Origin of the sequence: Agromyces marinus (assembly GCF_021442325.1) — a bacterium.
Taxonomy (GTDB): domain Bacteria; phylum Actinomycetota; class Actinomycetes; order Actinomycetales; family Microbacteriaceae; genus Agromyces; species Agromyces marinus.
In genome coordinates this window covers 2,116,042-2,136,243 of sequence record NZ_CP087879.1, presented here as the reverse complement: position 1 = coordinate 2,136,243, position 20,202 = coordinate 2,116,042, and the positions used below count along the sequence as shown (strand labels likewise).

Annotated in this window: 18 protein-coding genes; 13 read left to right on the top strand and 5 right to left on the bottom strand. The window is 70.0% G+C overall.

Annotated features, from left to right (window positions below):
- Position 1: 1 nt before the first annotated feature.
- Complete coding sequence (gene gcvP, locus DSM26151_RS09955; RefSeq protein ID WP_286329145.1) at positions 2–2,893, top strand: aminomethyl-transferring glycine dehydrogenase; 2,892 nt, start codon at positions 2–4, stop codon at positions 2,891–2,893.
- Positions 2,894–2,928: 35 nt separating this feature from the next.
- Here gcvP and DSM26151_RS09950 read toward each other — a convergent pair whose 3' ends face one another.
- Complete coding sequence (locus DSM26151_RS09950; RefSeq protein ID WP_234659400.1) at positions 2,929–3,120, bottom strand: hypothetical protein; 192 nt, start codon at positions 3,118–3,120, stop codon at positions 2,929–2,931.
- 138 nt (positions 3,121–3,258) lie between these two features.
- Here DSM26151_RS09950 and DSM26151_RS09945 point away from each other — a divergent pair, with 138 nt between their 5' ends.
- Positions 3,259–3,747: a hypothetical protein gene (locus tag DSM26151_RS09945; protein ID WP_234659399.1), complete on the top strand. Its 489-nt coding sequence runs from the start codon at positions 3,259–3,261 to the stop codon at positions 3,745–3,747.
- Here DSM26151_RS09945 and DSM26151_RS09940 read toward each other — a convergent pair.
- Positions 3,693–4,460 carry a CPBP family intramembrane glutamic endopeptidase gene (locus tag DSM26151_RS09940; RefSeq protein ID WP_234659398.1) on the bottom strand — a complete coding sequence of 256 codons (768 nt, stop codon included), beginning with the start codon at positions 4,458–4,460 and terminating at the stop codon, positions 3,693–3,695. The two genes, DSM26151_RS09945 and DSM26151_RS09940, sit on opposite strands and share 55 nt — an antisense overlap.
- 213 nt (positions 4,461–4,673) lie before the next feature.
- Between DSM26151_RS09940 and DSM26151_RS09935 the strand changes: the two genes are divergently transcribed.
- The 6 genes from DSM26151_RS09935 (at position 4,674) to DSM26151_RS09910 (ending at position 13,309) form a co-directional block, all read left to right on the top strand.
- Entirely contained in the window at positions 4,674–6,293 is a 1,620-nt protein-coding gene (locus DSM26151_RS09935; RefSeq protein ID WP_234659397.1) for a peptide ABC transporter substrate-binding protein, read from the top strand.
- A 183-nt stretch (positions 6,294–6,476) separates the two neighbouring features.
- Positions 6,477–7,406: an ABC transporter permease gene (locus DSM26151_RS09930; RefSeq protein WP_234659396.1), complete on the top strand. Its 930-nt coding sequence runs from the start codon at positions 6,477–6,479 to the stop codon at positions 7,404–7,406.
- On the top strand, positions 7,396–8,349 hold the full coding sequence (locus DSM26151_RS09925; protein WP_234659395.1) for an ABC transporter permease: 954 nt from the start codon (positions 7,396–7,398) through the stop codon (positions 8,347–8,349). The genes DSM26151_RS09930 and DSM26151_RS09925 overlap by 11 nt, the downstream gene beginning before the upstream one ends.
- The gene (locus DSM26151_RS09920) at positions 8,346–10,109 is read left to right on the top strand and encodes a dipeptide ABC transporter ATP-binding protein (protein ID WP_234659394.1); all 1,764 of its coding nucleotides are present in this window, start codon (positions 8,346–8,348) and stop codon (positions 10,107–10,109) included. Before DSM26151_RS09925 ends, DSM26151_RS09920 begins: the two co-directional genes overlap by 4 nt.
- Before the next feature lie 250 nt (positions 10,110–10,359).
- Entirely contained in the window at positions 10,360–12,264 is a 1,905-nt protein-coding gene (gene typA, locus DSM26151_RS09915) for a translational GTPase TypA (RefSeq protein WP_234659393.1), read from the top strand.
- Positions 12,265–12,454: 190 nt separating this feature from the next.
- Entirely contained in the window at positions 12,455–13,309 is an 855-nt protein-coding gene (locus tag DSM26151_RS09910) for a M23 family metallopeptidase (RefSeq protein ID WP_234659392.1), read from the top strand.
- A gap of 6 nt (positions 13,310–13,315) precedes the next feature.
- On the opposite strand, the gene DSM26151_RS09905 is transcribed toward DSM26151_RS09910, so the two are convergent.
- Positions 13,316–14,128 carry an enoyl-CoA hydratase/isomerase family protein gene (locus DSM26151_RS09905; RefSeq protein ID WP_234659391.1) on the bottom strand — a complete coding sequence of 271 codons (813 nt, stop codon included), beginning with the start codon at positions 14,126–14,128 and terminating at the stop codon, positions 13,316–13,318.
- Positions 14,129–14,279: 151 nt separating this feature from the next.
- Between DSM26151_RS09905 and DSM26151_RS09900 the strand changes: the two genes are divergently transcribed.
- The 5 genes from DSM26151_RS09900 (at position 14,280) to DSM26151_RS09880 (ending at position 18,076) form a co-directional block, all read left to right on the top strand.
- Positions 14,280–14,726 carry a hypothetical protein gene (locus DSM26151_RS09900; RefSeq protein ID WP_234659390.1) on the top strand — a complete coding sequence of 149 codons (447 nt, stop codon included), beginning with the start codon at positions 14,280–14,282 and terminating at the stop codon, positions 14,724–14,726.
- Positions 14,723–15,124 carry a DUF6113 family protein gene (locus DSM26151_RS09895; RefSeq protein WP_234659389.1) on the top strand — a complete coding sequence of 134 codons (402 nt, stop codon included), beginning with the start codon at positions 14,723–14,725 and terminating at the stop codon, positions 15,122–15,124. The genes DSM26151_RS09900 and DSM26151_RS09895 overlap by 4 nt, the downstream gene beginning before the upstream one ends.
- 39 nt (positions 15,125–15,163) lie before the next feature.
- The gene (gene fdxA, locus DSM26151_RS09890; RefSeq protein WP_129235541.1) at positions 15,164–15,484 is read left to right on the top strand and encodes a ferredoxin; all 321 of its coding nucleotides are present in this window, start codon (positions 15,164–15,166) and stop codon (positions 15,482–15,484) included.
- 2 nt (positions 15,485–15,486) lie between these two features.
- The gene (dapC, locus tag DSM26151_RS09885) at positions 15,487–16,602 is read left to right on the top strand and encodes a succinyldiaminopimelate transaminase (protein WP_326491017.1); all 1,116 of its coding nucleotides are present in this window, start codon (positions 15,487–15,489) and stop codon (positions 16,600–16,602) included.
- A gap of 166 nt (positions 16,603–16,768) precedes the next feature.
- Entirely contained in the window at positions 16,769–18,076 is a 1,308-nt protein-coding gene (locus DSM26151_RS09880) for a citrate synthase (protein ID WP_234659388.1), read from the top strand.
- Positions 18,077–18,142: 66 nt separating this feature from the next.
- On the opposite strand, the gene ctlX is transcribed toward DSM26151_RS09880, so the two are convergent.
- Both ctlX and DSM26151_RS09870 read right to left on the bottom strand, forming a co-directional pair.
- On the bottom strand, positions 18,143–19,138 hold the full coding sequence (gene ctlX, locus DSM26151_RS09875; RefSeq protein ID WP_234659387.1) for a citrulline utilization hydrolase CtlX: 996 nt from the start codon (positions 19,136–19,138) through the stop codon (positions 18,143–18,145).
- 3 nt (positions 19,139–19,141) lie between these two features.
- Positions 19,142–20,170 carry an ornithine cyclodeaminase gene (locus tag DSM26151_RS09870; protein WP_286329150.1) on the bottom strand — a complete coding sequence of 343 codons (1,029 nt, stop codon included), beginning with the start codon at positions 20,168–20,170 and terminating at the stop codon, positions 19,142–19,144.
- Positions 20,171–20,202 lie beyond the last annotated feature (32 nt).

The window sequence follows — 20,202 nt, the reverse complement described above, 5'->3', positions numbered from 1 at the left end:
GATGACCAGCACCTCCACGGCCTTCGACGTCGACGCCTTCGGGCGCCGCCACATCGGCACGACCCCGCGCGACCACGAGTGGATGCTCGCCGCGCTCGGCTACGACACGCTCGACGCACTCATGGATGCGGCGGTGCCGAGCGCGATCCGCATGCACGAGGTGCTCGACTCGGCGATCCCCGACGCGGCGACCGAGCGCGAGGCGCTCGCCGAACTGCGCGCGCTCGCCGACGCGAACACGGTTCGCACCTCGATGATCGGCCTCGGCTACTCGGGCACGATCACGCCCGCGGTGATCCAGCGCAACGTGCTCGAGAACCCGAGCTGGTACACGGCCTACACCCCGTACCAGCCCGAGATCAGCCAGGGCCGCCTCGAGGCGCTCATCAACTTCCAGACGATGGTGACCGACCTGACCGGGCTCGACACCGCGAACGCGTCGATGCTCGACGAGGGCACGGCCGTGGTCGAGGGCATGCTGCTCGCGCGCCGCGCCTCGAAGGCGAAGACCAACCGGTTCGTCGTCGACGCCGACGCGCTGCCCCAGACGCACGCGCTGCTCGTCTCGCGGGCCGAGGCCGTCGGCGTCGAACTCGTCGTCGCCGACCTCGATGAGACGACGGATGTCGCCGAGCTCGGCGACCACTTCGGGCTCTTCGTGCAGTACCCGGGCGCGTCCGGCCGGGTCTGGGACCCGGCATCCGTCATCGCCGCCTCGAAGGCGCAGGGCGCGCTCGCGGTCGTCGCGGCCGACCTGCTCGCGCTGGCGCTCATCACGAGCCCCGGCGAACTGGGGGCGGATGTCGCGGTCGGCACCTCGCAGCGCTTCGGCGTGCCCATGGGCTTCGGCGGACCCCACGCCGGCTACATGGCCGTCCGGAAGGGCCTCGAGCGTCAGCTCCCGGGGCGCCTCGTCGGCGTCTCGCAGGATGCCGCGGGACATGCCGCGTACCGGCTCAGCCTCCAGGCCCGTGAACAGCACATCCGCCGCGAGAAGGCGACGTCGAACATCTGCACGGCGCAGGTGCTGCTGGCCGTCATGGCGTCGATGTACGCCGTGTACCACGGGCCGCGCGGCATCCGTCACATCGCCACCCGGGCCGCCGGCCACGCCAGGCTCCTCGCGGGCTGGCTCGAGGACGCCGGTCTCGAACTCGTGCACGACGCCTACTTCGACACGATCCGGGTGCGCGTGCCCGGGACCGCGGCCGAGGTCGTCGACCGCGCCCGCGAGCTCGGCATCCACCTGTGGCAGGCGGACGACTCGACCGTGCAGGTCGCGGTCGACGAGACCACGACGGCATCCGACCTGCACACGGTCGCGCGCGCCTTCGGCGGACCCGACTCGCGCGACTTCGGCTGGGTGGCGCCGCTGCCGACCGCGCTCCCCGAGACGCTGCGCCGCACGACCCCGTACCTCGAGCACCCCGTGTTCAACACCCACCAGTCCGAGACGCAGATGATGCGGTACCTCAAGACGCTCGCCGACCGCGACTACGCGCTCGACCGCGGCATGATCCCGCTCGGCTCGTGCACCATGAAGCTCAACGCGGCGACCGAGATGCAGGCCGTCACGTGGCCCGAATTCGCGAACCTGCACCCGTTCGCGCCCGAGGCCGACGTCGTCGGCTCGCTCGGCCTGGTCGAACAGCTCGAGAGCTGGCTCGCCGAGGTCACCGGCTACGACACCGTGTCGCTGCAGCCCAACGCGGGCTCGCAGGGCGAACTCGCGGGACTGCTCGCGATCCGCGGCTACCACCTCGCGAACGGCGACATCGAGCGCGACGTGTGCCTGATCCCGTCGAGCGCGCACGGCACGAACGCCGCGTCGGCGGTGCTCGCGGGCATGCGCGTGGTCGTCGTGGCGTGCGACGAACTCGGCAACGTCGACCTCGACGACCTGCGCGCGAAGATCGCCGCGAACGCCGAGCACATCGCCGCGCTCATGATCACCTACCCGTCCACGCACGGCGTGTACGAGCACGACGTGAAGGACATCACCCGCGCCGTGCACGACGCGGGCGGCCAGGTGTACATCGACGGTGCCAACCTCAACGCCCTGCTCGGCTTCGCGCGCTTCGGCGACGTCGGCGGCGACGTCTCGCACCTGAACCTGCACAAGACGTTCTGCATCCCGCACGGCGGCGGCGGCCCGGGCGTCGGACCGGTCGCGGCGAAGGCGCACCTCGCGCCGTTCCTCCCGGGCCACCCGATGGCGCAGCGCACCAGCCACGCCGGCGGCGTCGAGCACGGCGGAGGGCCGGTGTCGGCGGCGCCGTACGGGAGCCCCTCGATCCTGCCGATCTCGTGGGCGTACGTGCGCATGATGGGCGCCGAGGGGCTGAAGCAGGCGACCGCGACCGCGGTGCTCGCCGCGAACTACGTCGCGACGCGCCTGCGCGATCACTTCCCGGTGCTCTACACGGGCGAGAACGGGCTCGTCGCGCACGAGTGCATCCTCGACCTGCGCCCGCTGACCGCCGAGACCGGCGTCACGGTCGACGACGTCGCCAAGCGCCTCATCGACTACGGCTTCCACGCTCCGACCATGTCGTTCCCGGTCGCGGGCACGCTCATGGTCGAACCGACCGAGTCGGAGGACCTGGCCGAACTCGACCGGTTCGTCGAGGCCATGATCCAGATCAGGGCCGAGGCCGACGCCGTCGGCCGCGGCGAGTGGCCGGCCGAGGACAACCCGCTGCGGGGCGCCCCGCACACCGCGGAGTCGGTCATCGCGGGCGAGTGGACGCACCCCTACACGCGCGAGCAGGCGGTGTACCCCGTGCACTCGCTCGTGCGGAACAAGTACTGGGCGCCCGTGCGCCGCATCGACCAGGCGTACGGCGACCGCAACCTGGTGTGCGCCTGCCCGCCGATCGAGGCGTTCGCGTAGGGCGGCGTCGCCCGTCGGTTCGTCGCGGGCGGCCGTCAGGCCGTCCGCGGCGCCGCGTGGCGCCCGCGCTGCGCATATGGGAGTGCGGGGCGCGCCTCGACCGCGGCCGCTCGGCGACGCAGCGCCCGCTCCTCGGCCGCGCGGATCTCCGCCTCGTCGGCGGTGAAGCGGTGATCGGTGCGGCGGGCGGCGAGCCCCCCGGCGTTGACGGCGTGTGCGAGGTCCATGGTTCTCCCTGCTTCCTCTCGGTCGCCCAGCGGCGACCATGGCCATGGTGCGGGCGAGCGGATGCCGCGGCATCCGGGGGGTCCCGCTTGATCGGCCCGGGAGTACACTGAGGATCTCTCGCATGCCAGGGGGGCCGCATGATCTCGAACGACCTGCTCGGCCTGCTCGCGACGATCGCGTTCGCGGGCGTCATGGTCGGCTGCACGCTCGGCGCCTCCCGGATGTCGGGGCTCGAGCAACGCGCCGGAATGCTCCAGCGGCGCAACCCGGAACTGGCCGACGCGCTCCGCCGCGCGGAGTCGTTCAGCGACCTGTCCCGCGGCGGCTACTACGGCGGCGCAGACACCTTCTCGACCGTGTGCACCCCGGGCAGACGCAGCTGGATCGACGGCGCACTCGTGCGCGCGGCCGACTCCGACCTGCGCGTCGAACCGCCGGAGGAGGCCCTGCCGCCCATGCCCGCGACGGTCACGGCGCTCGCAGGTTCGCGTCACACGCCGCAGGCGGTGCGCCCGCGGCATCCGTCGCCGGCCTCGCAGCCGGTCGCGCGACCGGCGCCCGCGGGGCAGGCTCAGTCGGCCGGGGGAGCGAACAGCTCGGGCCACCAGCCGAGCGCGAGCGGGTAGCCCACGAACGAGACGATGTCGAGCAGCCAGTGCGCGATGACCAGCGGCATCGTGCGCCCCCAGCGCGTGTAGGCCCAGCCGAACACCACGCCCATCACCGCGTTGCCGATGAAGCCGCCGAACCCCTGGTAGAGGTGGTAGCTGCCGCGCAGCAGCGCGCTCGAGACGATCGTCGCCCACGGACCCACCCCGAGCTCGCGGAGTCGCGTGAACAGGTAGCCCACCGCGATGACCTCCTCGACGAGCGCGGCCTTCAGCGCCGCGAGCACGAGCAGGGGCACGGTCCACCAGAACGCGTCGAGCGACTGCGGCACGATCGCGACCGTGAACCCGAGCGTGCGGCCGACCGCGTAGAGCGCGAGGCCGGGGATGCCGATGGCGGCCGCGAGCAGCAGTCCGGATGCCGCGTCCCGTCCGGGCCTGGTCAGGTCGAGCCCGATCCGACGGAACGGACTCCTCCCGGGCTGCCAGAGCAGGTACAGGACGAGTGCGACGACGGCCACGCCGAACACGACGTCCAGGAGCTGGTAGGTCAGGTCGAGCCATTCGCGCGATGAGCGGGACTGGTTGAGCGCGGCCGACTGCTGCCCGAGCGGGCGCTCGTCGGTCAGGCGCGCGATGATCGCCACGATCGAGTACACGGCGGACGCGCCGAGCGAGAGCGCGAGCACGATCGCGATCTCGATCCGCAGCCTGCGCGGTGCCGTGGGCATGCATCCGATCCTCGCACGCGTGCGTCGGGCGCAAGAAACCTGCGTCGCGGGGTGCGCATCTGCGCACACGCTCCTCGCAAGATTGCGCCTCGGTAACGGTTCGCCCGTGAAGTTTGTTCGGCACCAGCCCAGGATTAGTCTCGATTCCACCTACCAGCGCCCCCTGCTCGACCACGAGTCGTGCAGTCGCGCGCTCATCTCACAGGAGGAACATTGAAGATCAAGAGAATCGGCGTCGGCGCCATTGCTCTTGCGGCTGCCGGGGCGCTCACGCTCGCGGGCTGCTCGTCCAGCAACGAGCCCGCAGCGCCCGAGGGCGACGCGACCGCCGTCATCACGACGAACGGCTCCGAGCCCCAGAACCCGCTCATCCCCACCAACACCAACGAGACCGGTGGCGGCAAGATCCTCGACTCGATCTTCGCCGGCCTGGTGTACTACGACGGCTCGGGCTCCGCGGTCAACGACATGGCCGAGTCGATCGAGACCGAGGACTCGCAGACCTACACGATCAAGATCAAGGAAGGCCAGACCTTCACCAACGACGAGCCGGTGACCGCCGAGTCGTTCGTGAAGGCCTGGAACTACGGTGCCGCGCTCGACAACGCGCAGCTCTCGAGCTACTTCTTCGACTCGATCGAGGGCTTCAGCTACGACGAGAACGTCGACGAGCTGTCGGGCCTCGAGGTCGTCGACGACACGACCTTCACCGTGACCCTCAAGCAGCCGGAGTCCGACTTCCCGCTGCGCCTGGGCTACTCGGCGTTCTTCCCGCTGCCCGAGGCGGCGTGGGAGGACCTCGAGGCCTTCGGTGAGAACCCGATCGGCAACGGCCCCTACATGCTCGACGGCGAGGGCGCCTGGAAGCACAACGAGCGCATCGACCTCGTGAAGAACGAGGGCTACGAGGGTGGCCGCGCGGCCGTCAACGGCGGGCTCTCGATCATCTTCTACGCGACGCAGGATGCGGCCTACGCCGACCTGCAGGGTGGCAACCTCGACGTGCTCGACGCCATCCCGGACAGCGCGCTCTCGACCTTCCAGGACGAGTTCGGCGACCGTTCCGTCACGCAGGGTGCCGCGATCTTCCAGTCGTTCGTCGTGCCGGACCGCCTCGAGCACTTCGGCGGCGAAGAGGGCAAGCTCCGTCGCGCCGCGATCTCGCACGCGATCAACCGCGAAGAGGTCACCGACGTGATCTTCTCGGGCACCCGCACCCCGGCGCACGACTTCACGTCGCCCGTCGTCGACGGCTACTCGGAGGACATCCCGGGCAGCGAGGTCCTCGAGTACGACCCCGAGCTGGCCAAGGAACTGTGGGCCGAGGCCGACGCGATCAGCCCCTGGTCGGGCTCCTTCCAGATCGGCTACAACGCCGATGGCGGACACCAGGGCTGGGTCGACGCGGTCACCAACCAGATCAAGAACGAGCTCGGCATCGACGCTTCGGGTGCTCCGTACCCGACGTTCGCCGAGTTCCGCACCTCGATCACCGACCGGGCCATCCAGACCGGCTTCCGGACCGGCTGGCAGGCGGACTACCCGTCGATGTCGAACTTCCTCGGACCGATCTACGTGACCGGCGCGGGCTCGAACGACGGCGACTACTCGAACCCCGAGTTCGACTCCCTCATCTCGGAGGGTCTCGCTGAGACCGAGGTCGAGGCGGGCATCGAGAAGTTCCAGCAGGCGCAGGAGATCCTCTTCGAGGACCTCCCCGCGATCCCGCTGTGGTACTCGACCGTGAACGGCGCGTGGGGTGAGCAGGTGGAGAACGTCGAGTACGGCTGGAACTCGGTGCCCCTGTACTACCAGGTGACCAAGAGCGAGTAATTCTCGGTCAGGGTCGTCAGGGGGTTAGACTCTCTGACGCCGTGGGGCGGCGGTCCGGTGGATCGCCGCCCCATTCCCACGTTTCCGGGGTGTGCCGAGGCGCGTAACATCGTGCGTGCGCACTCCCATATCGGTGAGGTTCATTCCAACATGTCAACACACGCAGATCGCGGGGCCTGATCCATGGCCGGCTACATCGCGCGCCGACTGCTCCAGGCGATCCCTGTGCTGCTCGGCACCACGTTCCTGATCTACTTCATGGTCTTCGCCATGCCGGGCGACCCGGTCGTCGCCCTCTTCGGCGACAAGACCCCTCCGCCCGCAGTGCTCGAGGCCGTCCGTGAGCGGTACAACCTCGACAAGCCGTTCATCGTGCAGTACCTGCTCTTCCTCGGCGGCATCTTCCAGGGCGACCTCGGCGTCTCGTTCTCCGGTCAGCCGGTCTCCGAGATCCTCGCCGACACGTTCCCCGTCACGCTCCGTCTCGCGCTGCTCTCGACGCTCTTCCTCATGGTCGGCGGCATCCTCACCGGTCTCATCTCCGGCCTGCGCAAGGGCGGGATCTTCGACGCCAGCGCGCTCGTCGTGAGCCTCATCCTGATCTCGCTGCCGATCTTCGTCATCGGCTTCGTCGCGCAGTTCATCTTCGCGATCCAGCTCGGCTGGTTCCGGACCACCGTCGGTCCCGGCGCCCCCTGGGCGGACCTCGTGCTCCCCGCGATCGTGCTCGCGGCCGGAAGCTATGCGCAGATCGTCCGACTGACGAGGGCGTCGGTCATCGAGACCGACGGCCAGGACTTCGTTCGCACCGCCGCGAGCAAGGGCCTGTCGCGCCGCCGCATCGTCCCCGTGCACATCCTGCGCAACTCGCTGATCCCGGTCGTCACCTTCATCGCGGTCGACTTCGGCGTGCTCATGGTCGGCGCCACGGTCACCGAGGGCATCTTCAACGTGCCCGGCGTCGGCCGGACGCTCTACCAGGCCATCATCCGCGGCGAGGGACCGACCGTCGTCTCGTTCGTGACCGTCATGGTGCTGATCTACCTCGTCATCAACCTGCTGGTGGATCTGCTGTACGCCGTGCTCGACCCGAGGATCCGCTATGCCAAGTAACACCACACGACCCACGCAGGCGCACTTCGTCGCGCCCCTCGAAGAGACCCCGCTCGTCGCCATCGACTCGGTCAAGGCCGAGGGCAAGCCGTCGAACCTCTGGCGCGACGCCTGGAACGACGTGCGCAAGCGGCCCATGTTCTGGATCTCGTCGGCCCTGATCCTGCTGATCGTGGTCGTCGCGCTGTTCCCGATGCTGTTCACGAGCGTCGACCCGCGGTTCTGCCAGCTCTCGCTGAGCAACCAGGGTCCGGGCGACGGCAGCGTGCTCGGCTACAACCGCCAGGGCTGCGACATCTACTCGCGGATCATCTACGGGACCTCGACCTCGCTGTCGGTCGGTCTCATCGTGACCGCGCTCGTCGCGATCATCGGCATCATCTTCGGTTCCCTCGCGGGCTTCTACGGCGGCTGGATCGACTCGGTCCTCTCGCGCCTGGGCGACATCTTCTTCTCGATCCCCTACATCCTGGCGGCGGTCGTGATCATGTCGGTGTTCTCGCAGTACGCCAACGTGTGGGTCATCTCCCTCGCGATCGGCATCTTCGCGTGGCCCGCGACGGCCCGTGTGCTCAGGGCCGAGATCCTGCGCGTCAAGAACGCCGACTTCGTGATGGCGGCCACCGCGGTGGGCGTCACGCGCTTCCGGATCATGCTGCGGCACGTGCTGCCCAACTCGATCGCACCGGTCCTGGTCATCACGACCATCTCGCTCGCCGGTGCGATCGTCGCCGAGGCGACCCTGTCGTTCCTCGGTGTCGGGCTGCCCTCGTCGACCATGTCGTGGGGCAATGACATCAGCCAGGCCCAGGTCGACCTGCGGACCAACCCGCAGACCCTGATCCTGCCCTCCATCGCGCTGTCGGTGACCGTGCTGAGCTTCATCATGCTCGGCGAGGTCGTCCGCGATGCGCTCGACCCGAAGGCGAGGGCGCAGCGATGACGAACACCGCGAACGGAACCGACGTGCAGCACACCACACCCGACGGCCAGGAGCGTCCGCTCCTCGAGATCAAGGACCTCGAGGTCGCCTTCACCACCCAGACCGGCAAGGTCACCGCGGTCGACGGCGTCAACATCACCCTCTACCGCGGGCAGAGCCTCGCCATCGTGGGCGAGTCCGGCTCGGGCAAGTCGACGACCGCGCACGCGATCATCAACCTGCTCCCCGGTTCGGGTCACATCGCCGGCGGCCAGATCCTGCTCGACGGACAGGACCTCGCCAAGACGTCCCAGAAGGACATGGAGCAGATCCGCGGTCGCAAGATCGGCTTCGTGCCGCAGGACCCGATGTCCAACCTCAACCCGGTCTGGTCGATCGGCTTCCAGGTGGAAGAGGGCATCAGGGCCAACGGCATCGCGACGGGCCGGAAAGAGGTGCGCGCGCGAGCGATCGAGGTCCTCAAGCAGGCGGGCCTCCAGGACGCCGATCGGCGCCTGAAGCAGTTCCCGCACCAGTTCTCCGGCGGAATGCGCCAGCGCGTGCTGATCGGCATGGGCCTCTCGGCCGACCCGCAGCTGCTGATCGCCGACGAGCCCACCTCGGCGCTCGACGTGACCGTGCAGCGGGTCATCCTCGACCACCTCGAGTCGCTGACCCGCGAGCTCGGCACGACCCTGCTGTTCATCACGCACGACCTCGGCCTCGCCGCGGAGCGCGCCGAGCAGCTCGTGGTCATGTACAAGGGCAAGGTCGTCGAGTCGGGCCCGTCGCTCGAGATCCTCCAGAACCCGCAGCACCCGTATACGCAGCGACTCGTCGCGGCGGCACCGAGCCTCGCCTCGCGCCGCATCCAGGCGACGGGCAGCCCCACGGCCGCCGAGTCGGCCGCGGCCGCGGATGCGGCCGCCGACGACGCGATCGACCTGATCGCGACGGCGGAGGCACGCCACGAGGCGCACGAGGAGGCGCTGACCCACGCGCCCGCGATCGTGGTCGAAGACCTCACGAAGGTCTTCAAGATCCGCGGCTCGGGGGCGTTCACCGCGGTCGACAACGTGTCGTTCCAGATCCCGAAGGGCACCACGACGGCGCTCGTCGGCGAGTCCGGATCGGGCAAGTCGACCGTCGCGAAGATGCTGCTCAAGCTCGAGGACGTGACGAGCGGCAAGATCCTGGTCGGCGGGAAGAACCTGGCGACGCTGAGCGGCAAGGAGCTCTTCGAACTCCGCGGCCGCATGCAGCCCGTGTTCCAGGACCCGTACGGGTCGCTGAACCCGCTCCGCAACATCGGCAACACCATCGCCGAGCCGCTCTCCACGCACAAGGTCGGCGACCGGGCATCGCGTCGCGACCGCGTGTTCGAGCTGCTCGACCAGGTCTCGCTGCCGCGGACGCTCGTCGGCCGCTACCCGAACGAGCTCTCGGGCGGTCAGCGCCAGCGCATCGCGATCGCGCGCGCCCTGGCGCTGAAGCCCGAGATCGTCATCCTCGACGAGGCCGTGTCGGCGCTCGACGTGCTCGTGCAGGCCCAGATCCTGCGCCTGCTCGCCGACCTGCAGGGCGAACTCGACCTGACGTACCTCTTCATCACCCACGACCTCGCGGTCGTGCGCGTCATCGCCGACAACGTCTGCGTGATGCAGAAGGGGCGCATCGTCGAGGCCGCGACCACGGACGAGGTGTTCGAGAACCCCAAGGAGCAGTACACGAAGGACCTGCTCGCGGCCATCCCCGGAGCGAACCTGAAGCTCGGCGCGTAGCCGACGGCACACCGTACGCCGAACGCCCGGCCCCCGCGAGGAGGCCGGGCGTTCGGCGTTTCGACGAGGACGCGCGTCCGTCGGGAGCGGGTGTGCGTCGGGAGGGCGTGACCAGACACGGTATTCTGGACGGGCGCGAGCCGTGTCATCCGCTTCTCCGCGCTCCCACCGACTCCCATCCAGCGCAGCGCGCTGCCGATCTGCGCCCCGGAATCCTCCCGATCCCGGCGGCCCACGCGAGGACCCAACCATGGCCAAGGCCACCCGCAACGACCTGCGCAACGTCGCGATCGTCGCCCACGTCGACCACGGCAAGACGACGCTCGTCGACGCGATGCTCAAGCAGACCCACTCCTTCGCCGACCACGCCCACGTCGACGAGCGCGCGATGGACTCGAACGAGTTGGAGCGCGAGAAGGGCATCACGATCCTCGCCAAGAACACGGCGGTGGAGTACGACGGCGTGCACGCGACCGACGGCCCGATCACGATCAACGTCATCGACACGCCCGGCCACGCCGACTTCGGCGGCGAGGTCGAGCGCGGCCTGTCGATGGTCGACGGCGTCGTGCTGCTCGTGGACGCCTCGGAGGGCCCGCTGCCGCAGACGCGGTTCGTCCTGCGCAAGGCACTCGAGGGGCGCCTGCCCGTCATCCTGCTCGTGAACAAGACCGACCGGCCCGACGCCCGGATCGACGAGGTCGTCGCCGAGAGCCAGGACCTGCTGCTGGGCCTCGCGTCCGACCTCGCCGACGACGTGCCCGACCTCGACCTCGATGCGATCCTCGACGTCCCGGTGGTCTACGCCTCGGGCAAGGCCGGACGCGCCTCGGGCACGAAGCCCGCGGACGGTTCGCTGCCCGACAGCGAAGACCTCGAGCCACTGTTCGACGCGATCCTGACGCACATCCCCGCGCCGACGTACGACGACGAGGCGCCGCTCCAGGCGTGGGTCACGAACCTCGACGCGTCGCCGTTCCTCGGCCGCCTCGCCCTCCTGCGCGTCTTCAACGGCACGATCCGCAAGGGCCAGACGGTCGCCTGGGTGCGGCACGACGGTTCGCACTCGAACGTCCGCATCACCGAGCTGCTGAAGACCAAGGCGCTCGAGCGCCACCCGGCCGAGCACGCCGGGCCCGGCGACATCATCGCCGTCGCGGGCATCGACGAGATCACGATCGGCGAGACGCTCGCCGATCCGGAGGACGTGCGTCCGCTCCCGGCCATCACGGTCGACGACCCGGCGATCTCGATGACGATCGGCACGAACACGTCGCCGCTCGTGGGCAAGGTGAAGGGCCACAAGCTCACGGCGCGCATGGTCAAGGACCGTCTCGACCGCGAGCTCATCGGCAACGTCTCGCTGAAGGTCCTCGACATCGGCAAGCCCGACGCGTGGGAGGTCCAGGGCCGCGGCGAGCTGGCACTGGCGATCCTCGTCGAGCAGATGCGCCGCGAGGGCTTCGAGCTCACGGTCGGCAAGCCGCAGGTGGTCACGCGGACCGTCGACGGCAAGCTCCAGGAGCCCTACGAGCACCTCACGATCGACGCACCCGAGGAGTACCTCGGCGCGATCACGCAGCTCCTCGCCGCCCGCAAGGGCCGCATGGACGGCATGTCGAACCACGGCACCGGCTGGGTGCGGATGGAGTTCATCGTGCCGAGCCGCGGGCTCATCGGCTTCCGCACCGAGTTCCTCACGATCACGCGCGGAACGGGCATCGCCAACGCGATCTCGCACGGCTACGACGAGTGGGCGGGCACGATCACGACGCGCAACAACGGCTCGATCGTCGCGGACCGTTCGGGTGTCGTGACGCCGTTCGCGATCATCGCGCTGCAGGAGCGCATGACCTTCTTCGTGAACCCGACCGAAGAGGTCTACGAGGGCATGGTCATCGGCGAGAACTCCCGCAACGACGACATGGACGTGAACATCACGAAGGAGAAGAAGCTGACGAACATGCGTTCGTCGACGGCCGACACCTTCGAGTCGATGACGCCGTCGCGCCAGCTGACGCTCGAGGAGTGCCTCGAGTTCGCGCGCGAGGACGAGTGCGTCGAGGTCACGCCCGAGAAGGTGCGCATCCGCAAGGTCGAGCTCGACGCGACCACGCGTGCGCGGGCCACGTCGCGGCTGAAGAAGCAGGGCTGATCGGGTCGCCGAAGCTTCGAGGGGAGGATGTGGCGGCTCGCCGCGGCATCCTCCCTTCTTGGTGTGAGGTCACACGTTCTCGCGGGAATTGAGGTTCCTCACAGAAACCACCTCGTACGGTTGTCGGGATCTTCGAATCCCGAGGATTCGTTACCCAAACGTAACCTGATCTCTGAAGCCTCCCCCACCTATGACTCACCCCCAGCACGGCCGTCGCGCGGCCGGACGCCCCCGGTACCGCCGCGCCGCCGCCCCCGTGGTCGCCGCCGCCCCAGAAACCACGAGCCTGCCCGAGCAGGGCGCGTCGTCGCCGAAGACGACGCGTTCCCGGAAGCCCTCCCTCCTGCGGCCGGCCATGACCGTCGGCGCCATGACCTTCGCGGGCGGCATGCTGCTCTCGACGAGCCTGCCCGCGCTCGCGGTCGCAGCGACCGATCCCGACCTCAGCGCCTCGGTGTACGCACCGGCCGAGGGGTCCGCCTCCGAGCCGTCGCAGACGCTCGAGGTCGGGGCCGAGGTCGCGCTGCAGCCGATCGATCCCGGCGCATTCGACGTCGAGGCGGCACCCCCGCCCATCCAGTCCAGCGTGGCGGGCCTCGGCAGCGTCTCGCTCATCCAGGGCGATCGCATCGTGTGGCCGGTCGACCCGTCGCGCAGCGCCTCGGGCTTCGGCCCGCGGATCGCGCCGTGCGGCGGCTGCTCGACGATGCACGACGGCATCGACTTCAATCCCGGCAACGGTGCGATCATCGGGTCGATCGCCGACGGCGTCGTCATCACCGCAACCGAGGCGGGCGGCGGACTCGGCGTGTACGTCGAGGTCCAGCACAACATCAACGGTCGCGTGATCACGTCGCTGTACGCGCACATGCAGTACGGATCCCTCGCGGTCTCCGTCGGGCAGCGAGTCAGCGCCGGTCAGGCGCTGGGCACGGTGGGAACGACCGGCCAGTCGACCGGCCCCCACCTGCACCTCGAGATGTACGGCACCGACGGGGTCCGCTTCGACGGCATGGCCTGGCTCCAGTCGAACGTGACGGGCTGATCGGCGTCAGCGCCCCGTGAAGCGCGGTTCGCGCTTCTCGAGGAACGCCGCGACGCCCTCGCGCATGTCGTCGGTGCGGAACGCGTCGCCGAACCCGGTCACCTCGGCCTCGGTCGCCACGGCGGTCGGGGTCCCCGCCGCCTGCACGAGCACGCGCTTGGCCAGGGCGACGGCGGTCCACGCGTTCTCGGCGACCTCGGCGATGGTCGCCCGTGCGCCGGCGAGCAGCGCGTCGCGGTCGGCGAACCGTCGGGTCACGAGCCCCGCGGACTCGGCCTCGGCGGCGTCGATGCGGCGCCCGGTGAAGATGAGCTCCTTCGCGAGCGGCAGGCCGACCGCGCGCGGCAGTCGCACGGTGCCCCCGAACCCGGGGATGAGTCCCAGCCGCACCTCGGGCTGACCGAACCACGACGCGTCGGTCGCGTAGATCTCGTCGCACGCGAGCGCGAGCTCGAGCCCGCCGCCGAGCGCGAATCCGTCGACGCACGCGATCACGGGCGCCGGGAAGGCCTCGATCGTCGCCGCGACGCGGTGGCCGAGCCGTGCCGCCTCGGCGCCCTCCTCGGGCGTCAGCGTCGAGAGCGAGCGGATGTCGGCACCCGCGACGAACGCACGACCCCCCTCGCCGACGACCAGTACGCCGCGCACGGCGTCGCCCTCGGCGGCGAGCGCATCGAACGCCTCGGCGACCGCGCGCAGCACGTCGGGGGAGAGGGCATTCAGCGCCTTGGGGCGGTCGATGACGACGGTGGCGACGACGCCGTCGCGCTCGACGCGCACCAGCGGCGCGCGCTCGTCGGTTCCGGGCTGTTCGGTCATCGGCGATCGTCCTTCCCGCGGCATCCGCACCGCGCCGTCGCCCACGCTACGGCATCGCGTCGGCTGTTCGGCCCGCCCGGCGAGGACGGCGCGGACGGCGGGCGAACGATCGACGGGGCCACCGCACAGCGTGGCGGTCTAGACTCCCGCCATGCCCGTTCTCCGTTCGCGCGGCCGCGTCGCGCCCGCACTCGTGGGCGGCATCACCGCCGTCCTCCTGCTCGCCGGATGCGCCGGTCCCGTCCAGGAACTCGTCGAGGACGGAGTCCGCGGCGCGGTCGAGGATGCGACCGGAGGCCAGGTCGAACTCAGCGGTGAGCTGACCGCCGACTTCCCGGCATCCGTCCCGGTCATCGACGGGACCATCGAGCTGGCAGGCGGCTCCGCGGGCGGTGAGGGATGGATGGTCGTGCTGAGCTCCACCGCACCGGACGCGCTGGGCGACGCCCGGTCCGAACTCGAAGCGGCCGGGTTCTCCGAGGACCGGTCGGTCAGCGGCGAGAACGCCGGGGGCGCCGTCTACTCCGACGGGCAGCACCTCGTGATCCTCGTCGGCGACGGATCGACGGTGACGTACACCGTCACTCCGGCACCGTGAGCGACCGCGGGCACGAGCGCTCGGTCGGCGCACGCATCGGGACCCTGGCGGTCGCGTTCCTCGTCGGCGCGCTGTACGGCACGATCGGCACGATCGGGCACCGTCACTCGTGGCGGATCGGCGAGGTCGAGATCCCCTGGGGGCTCGTGGCCGCGCTCGTCGGGGTCGCCGCGCTGCTCATCGGCATCCGCACGGTGGCGGGCGGCCGGGGTGCGTCGATCGCGGCCGCGGCCGGTGTCATCGCGTCGGTCGGGCTGCTGACCCTGCCCGGACCGGGCGGCTCGATCCTCGTCGTCGACGGGCTCGTCGGCACGATCTGGGCGGTCGCACCCGCGCTCATCGCGGTCGTGGTCGTTGCGTTTCCTTCGCTGCCGACGCGCGGCTCGTCGCGCGCATAGACTGGCATTCCAGCTCCACCGAAGGGACAGCGACCCACAATGACCTACGTCATCGCCCTGCCGTGCGTCGATGTGAAAGACCGCGCGTGCATCGACGAGTGTCCCGTCGACTGCATCTACGAGGGCGAACGGTCGCTGTACATCCACCCCGACGAGTGCGTCGACTGCGGCGCCTGCGAGCCCGTGTGCCCGGTCGAGGCGATCTACTACGAAGACGACCTGCCGGACGAGTGGGCCGACTACTACAAGGCCAACGTCGAGTTCTTCGACGAGGTCGGCTCGCCCGGCGGTGCCGCGAAGGTCGGCGTGATCCCGAAGGACCACCCGCTCATCGCCGCGCTGCCCCCGCAGGGTCACTGAGCGTGGCACGCGGCGAGCTGCCCGACTACCCGTGGGACCTCATGGCCCCGTACCGGGACCGGGCGGCATCGCACCACGGCGGCATCGTCGACCTGTCGATCGGCTCTCCGGTCGACCCGACGCCCGGCGTCGTGCGCGAGGCGCTCGCCGCTGCGACCAATGCGCACGCGTATCCGACGACGGTCGGCACGCCGAAGCTGCGCGCGGAGATCGTGCGCTGGTTCGAGCGCCGCCGCGGCGTGACGGGCCTGACGGAGGCGAACGTGCTGCCGACGATCGGGTCGAAGGAGGTCGTCGCGCTCCTGCCGTTCCTGCTCGGTCTCGGCGAGGGCGACATCGTCGTGCATCCGCGCGCCGCCTACCCGAGCTACGAGATGGGTGCCGTGCTGGTCGGCGCCCGGTCCGTCGCGGCCGACGACCCGGCCGAGTGGCCCGAGGGCACGCGCCTGGTCTGGGTGAACAGCCCGGGCAACCCGGACGGCCGGGTGCTCACGGTCGACGAGCTCCGCGCCGCGCGCGCTCGCGCTCGCGAGCTCGGGGCGATCATCGTCGGCGACGAATGCTACGCCGAACTCGGGTGGGAGGGCGAGTGGGCCGACCGGCCCGCCCCGAGCCTGCTCGACCCGGCGGTGACCGACGGCGACCGCAGCGACATCCTCGTGATCTACTCGCTGTCGAAGCAGTCGAACATGGCGGGGTACCGTGCGGCCTTCCTCGCGGGCTGCCGGACGCTCGTCGCCCGGATCACGAACGTCCGCAAGCACGCCGGGCTCATGCTGCCGCAGCCGCTCCAGCACGCGATGGTCGCGGCGCTCGCCGACGACGTGCACGTCGCCGAGCAGAAGGAGCGCTACCGTGCACGTCGTGATCGGGTGAAGCCCGCGCTCGAGGCCGCCGGGTTCCGCATCGACCGGAGCGAAGCCGGGCTCTACCTCTGGGCGACCGAGGGGCGCGATGCGTGGGAATCGATCGGTCGTCTCGCCGATCTCGGGATCCTCGCCGGCCCCGGTCACTTCTACGGAGTCCACTTCCCCGAGCACGTCCGGTTGTCGCTGACCGCGACCGACGAGCGCATCGGTGAGGCGGCGGCCCGGCTGGGCGCCGTGGCGATCCGGTGACCGCCGGGCAACCGACTGTAGCTTTCCGCACGCGAATCGCGCCATCTCTTGGCGGATGCGACAGTGCCGTCGTGGCACGTCTAGGCTGTAGGTCGGGCCGCGAGCGCCGAACGGTGCCCGGCTGGAGAGCAGGGAACGCGAAACAGTGACGATCACAGGAGACACCGTGACCAACGTCCAGCATGAAGCGGCCGGAATCGATCCGACCGCGACGCTGACCTTCCCGGGCGGAACGGCCGAGTTCCCCATCCATGCCGCAGCGCAGGGAAACTCCAGCATCGACCTGTCGACGCTCACCCGTCAGACGGGGTTGACCGCGCTCGACTACGGTTTCGTCAACACCGCTTCGACGCGTTCGGCGATCACCTACATCGACGGCGAGCAGGGAATCCTGCGCTACCGCGGGTTCCCGATCGAGGAGCTGGCCGAGAACTCGACCTACCTCGAGGTCGCGTGGCTGCTCATGTACGGCGAACTGCCCACTCCCGACCAGCTCGCGGAGTTCGACGACAAGATCCGTCGGCACACGCTCCTGCACGAGGACCTCAAGCGGTTCTTCTCCGCGCTGCCGCACACGGCGCACCCGATGTCGGTGCTCTCGAGCGCGGTCGCAGCCCTCTCGACCTACTACGAGGACTCGTCGGACCCGCACGATCCCGACCACGTCGAGCTCACGACCATCCGCCTGCTCGCGAAGATGCCGGTCATCGCCGCATACGCGCACAAGAAGAGCATCGGGCAGGCCTTCCTCTACCCCGACAACTCGCTCGGCTTCGTCGAGAACTTCCTGCGCCTGAACTTCGGCAACATGGCCGAGCCGTACTCGCTCGACCCGACGCTCGTGCAGGCCCTCGACCGGCTCCTGATCCTGCACGAGGACCACGAGCAGAACGCGTCGACCTCGACCGTGCGGCTCGTCGGCTCGACGGGGGCGAACCTGTACTCGTCGATCTCGGCCGGCATCCAGGCCCTGTCGGGTCCGCTCCACGGCGGCGCGAACGAGGCGGTCCTGCAGATGCTCGCCCGCATCCGGGACTCGGGCGAGGGCGTCGGCAAGTTCGTCGAGCGCGTCAAGCGCAAGGAGGACGGCGTCAAGCTCATGGGCTTCGGCCACCGGGTCTACAAGAACTACGACCCGCGCGCGAAGATCGTCAAGGAGAGCGCCGATGCGGTGCTCGAGGGGCTCGGCATCAACGACCCGCTGCTCGACATCGCGAAGGAGCTCGAGCAGTTCGCCCTCGAGGACGACTACTTCCAGCAGCGCCGCCTGTACCCGAACGTCGACTTCTACACGGGCGTCATCTACAAGGCGATGGGCTTCCCGACGCGCATGTTCACCGTGCTGTTCGCGATCGGCCGGCTTCCGGGCTGGATCGCGCACTGGCGCGAGATGAACCTCGACCCGCAGACCAAGATCGGTCGCCCGCAGCAGCTGTACACGGGGTCCCTCGAACGGCACTACCCGGCGCGCTGAACCCAGGTCTTCGAAGAGAGCGGATGCCACGGCATCCGCTCTCCTCATGCGCCCTGCCGCCTGCGCTCAGAGCGCCGCGATCTCGTCGGCCGAGGCGTCGTCGACCGGGCTCGCCCGATGCTCGACGAGCCCGGGCCGTGGGTCGAGGTGCACGCCCGCGAGCATGCACCGCACGGACCCGCCGGCGAGCTCGATCGTGGGCACGTCGAGCGGCAGCAGCCGCGCAGATCGCTCGATCCGCGCGCGCTGATCGGTGGTGAGTGCGTCGAACGCGGTGCGCGAGAGCGCGAGCACGCGCCCGTCGGCGCCCCACAGTTCGAGGGCGTTGCCCGCGAACGCGTCGACCTGCGCGTTCGTGAGCGCGATGACGTCGCGGCGGCCGCGGGCGGCGAGGCGGTCCATGACCTGCTCGCGCCGCGCGGGGGAGACGAGCATGTCGGCGGCGATGAGCGCGAACTCGGTCGCGATGCTGAGGATCACGTTGGTGTGGTACACCGCGATGCCGCGCCCGTCGACGGCGTCGAACACCATCGGCTCGTACCCGAAGTTCGTGCAGAAGCGTTCGAGCGCGATCGGGTCGGCGCGGTTCGAGCGGGCGGCGTAGGCGATGCGCGACTCGTGGTCGAGCACCATCGCGCCCGTGCCCTCGAGGAACACGTCGTCGTACTCGAGCCCCGAGTAGTCGATGACGTCCTGCACGCGGTAGGTCGTCTTCAGCAGTTCGACGATGTCGCCGCGCCGCTCGGTGCGACGGTTCGGCGTGAACATCGGGAACAGCGCGATGTGCCCGCCCGAATGCGTCGAGATCCAGTTGTTGGGGAACACGCTGTCGGGTCGGTGCGCGGTCTCGTCCTCGAAGAGGTGCACGGTCACGCCCGCGGCCTCGAGTGCGGCGGCGGCGCGGGTCACCTCGTCGTGGGCGGATGCCGCGATGCGCGCGGCATCCGCTCTGCCTGCGCTGCCGGCGCCGCGCTGGAAGCCGTTGTCGGCGAGCGTCTCGGGGTTGGGGGCGAAGGCGTGCGGGCGCACCATGACGACCGCGGCGGGGGACTGGACGGACACGCCTCAGCCCACCGGGGAGAACGCGCCCATGAGGCCGAACAGGTCCTTCGGGTCGTCGGGGTCGGCGACGAGGTCGATCCGCTGCTCGTACCGGGTGCCGGCGACCTGGTCGCGCACGTAGCGCAGCGCCGAGAAGTCCTCGATCGCGAACCCGACCGAGTCGAAGAGCGTGATCGCGTCGGCGCCCGAGCGGCCGGGGCGGCGCCCGGCCAGGACCTCCCAGAGTTCCGTGACGGCGAAGTCGTCGGGCTTGGCCTGGATCTCGCCCTCGATGCGGGTCTGCGGGGTGTACTCGACGAACACCTCGGCGCGGTCGAGGATGGCTGCGTCGAGCTCGGTCTTGCCGGGGCAGTCGCCGCCGATCGCGTTCAGGTGCATACCGGGCGTCACCCACTCGTCGGCGACGACCGTGGCGCGCGCCTTGTCGGCCGTGCAGGTCGTGACGATGTCGGCGCCCGCGAGGGCTTCGGCCGCGCTTCCGGCGACCTCGATCTCGAAGCCGAGCGGGAGCATGTTCCGCACGAACTTGGCGATCGCGTCGGGGTCGACGTCGTAGACGCGCAGCGAGCGGATGCCGAGGGCGTGCCGGAACGCGAGCGCCTGGAACTCGGCCTGGCTGCCGGTGCCGATCATGGCCATGACCTCGGAGTCGGGGCGCGCGAGGAGCTTCGCCGCGAACGCGGAGGTCGCGGCGGTGCGCAGCGCCGTGAGCACGGTCATCTCGGCGAGGAAGGTGGGGTAGCCGTTGTGCACGTCGGCGAGCACGCCGAAGGCGGTCACGGTCTGGAAGCCGCGTGCGGGGTTCGACGGGTGGCCGTTGACGTACTTGAACGCGTAGGACTCGTGGTCGCTCGTCGGCATGAGCTCGATCACGCCGAAGGGCGTGTGGCTGGCCACGCGCGGGGTCTTGTCGAACTGCTCCCAGCGCGCGAAGTCATGCTCGAGGTAGTCGATGATCCCGGCGATGATCGCCTCGGGGCCGGTGGCGGCGACCCAGCCGACCATGTTGCGTACGTCTACGAAACTCGTCATCGAAGGTCCCTTCTGTTCGGTGATTCGAGAGT

Bases quoted from the DNA above. Each gene is read 5' to 3' on its own strand.
- gcvP (WP_286329145.1), top strand. From the start codon at position 2: ATGACCAGCACCTCCACGGCCTTCGACGTCGACGCCTTCGGGCGCCGC.
- DSM26151_RS09950 (WP_234659400.1), bottom strand. From the start codon at position 3,120: ATGGACCTCGCACACGCCGTCAACGCCGGGGGGCTCGCCGCCCGCCGC.
- DSM26151_RS09945 (WP_234659399.1), top strand. From the start codon at position 3,259: ATGATCTCGAACGACCTGCTCGGCCTGCTCGCGACGATCGCGTTCGCG.
- DSM26151_RS09940 (WP_234659398.1), bottom strand. From the start codon at position 4,460: ATGCCCACGGCACCGCGCAGGCTGCGGATCGAGATCGCGATCGTGCTC.
- DSM26151_RS09930 (WP_234659396.1), top strand. From the start codon at position 6,477: ATGGCCGGCTACATCGCGCGCCGACTGCTCCAGGCGATCCCTGTGCTG.
- DSM26151_RS09925 (WP_234659395.1), top strand. From the start codon at position 7,396: ATGCCAAGTAACACCACACGACCCACGCAGGCGCACTTCGTCGCGCCC.
- DSM26151_RS09920 (WP_234659394.1), top strand. From the start codon at position 8,346: ATGACGAACACCGCGAACGGAACCGACGTGCAGCACACCACACCCGAC.
- typA (WP_234659393.1), top strand. From the start codon at position 10,360: ATGGCCAAGGCCACCCGCAACGACCTGCGCAACGTCGCGATCGTCGCC.
- DSM26151_RS09910 (WP_234659392.1), top strand. From the start codon at position 12,455: ATGACTCACCCCCAGCACGGCCGTCGCGCGGCCGGACGCCCCCGGTAC.
- DSM26151_RS09905 (WP_234659391.1), bottom strand. From the start codon at position 14,128: ATGACCGAACAGCCCGGAACCGACGAGCGCGCGCCGCTGGTGCGCGTC.
- DSM26151_RS09900 (WP_234659390.1), top strand. From the start codon at position 14,280: ATGCCCGTTCTCCGTTCGCGCGGCCGCGTCGCGCCCGCACTCGTGGGC.
- fdxA (WP_129235541.1), top strand. From the start codon at position 15,164: ATGACCTACGTCATCGCCCTGCCGTGCGTCGATGTGAAAGACCGCGCG.
- DSM26151_RS09870 (WP_286329150.1), bottom strand. From the start codon at position 20,170: ATGACGAGTTTCGTAGACGTACGCAACATGGTCGGCTGGGTCGCCGCC.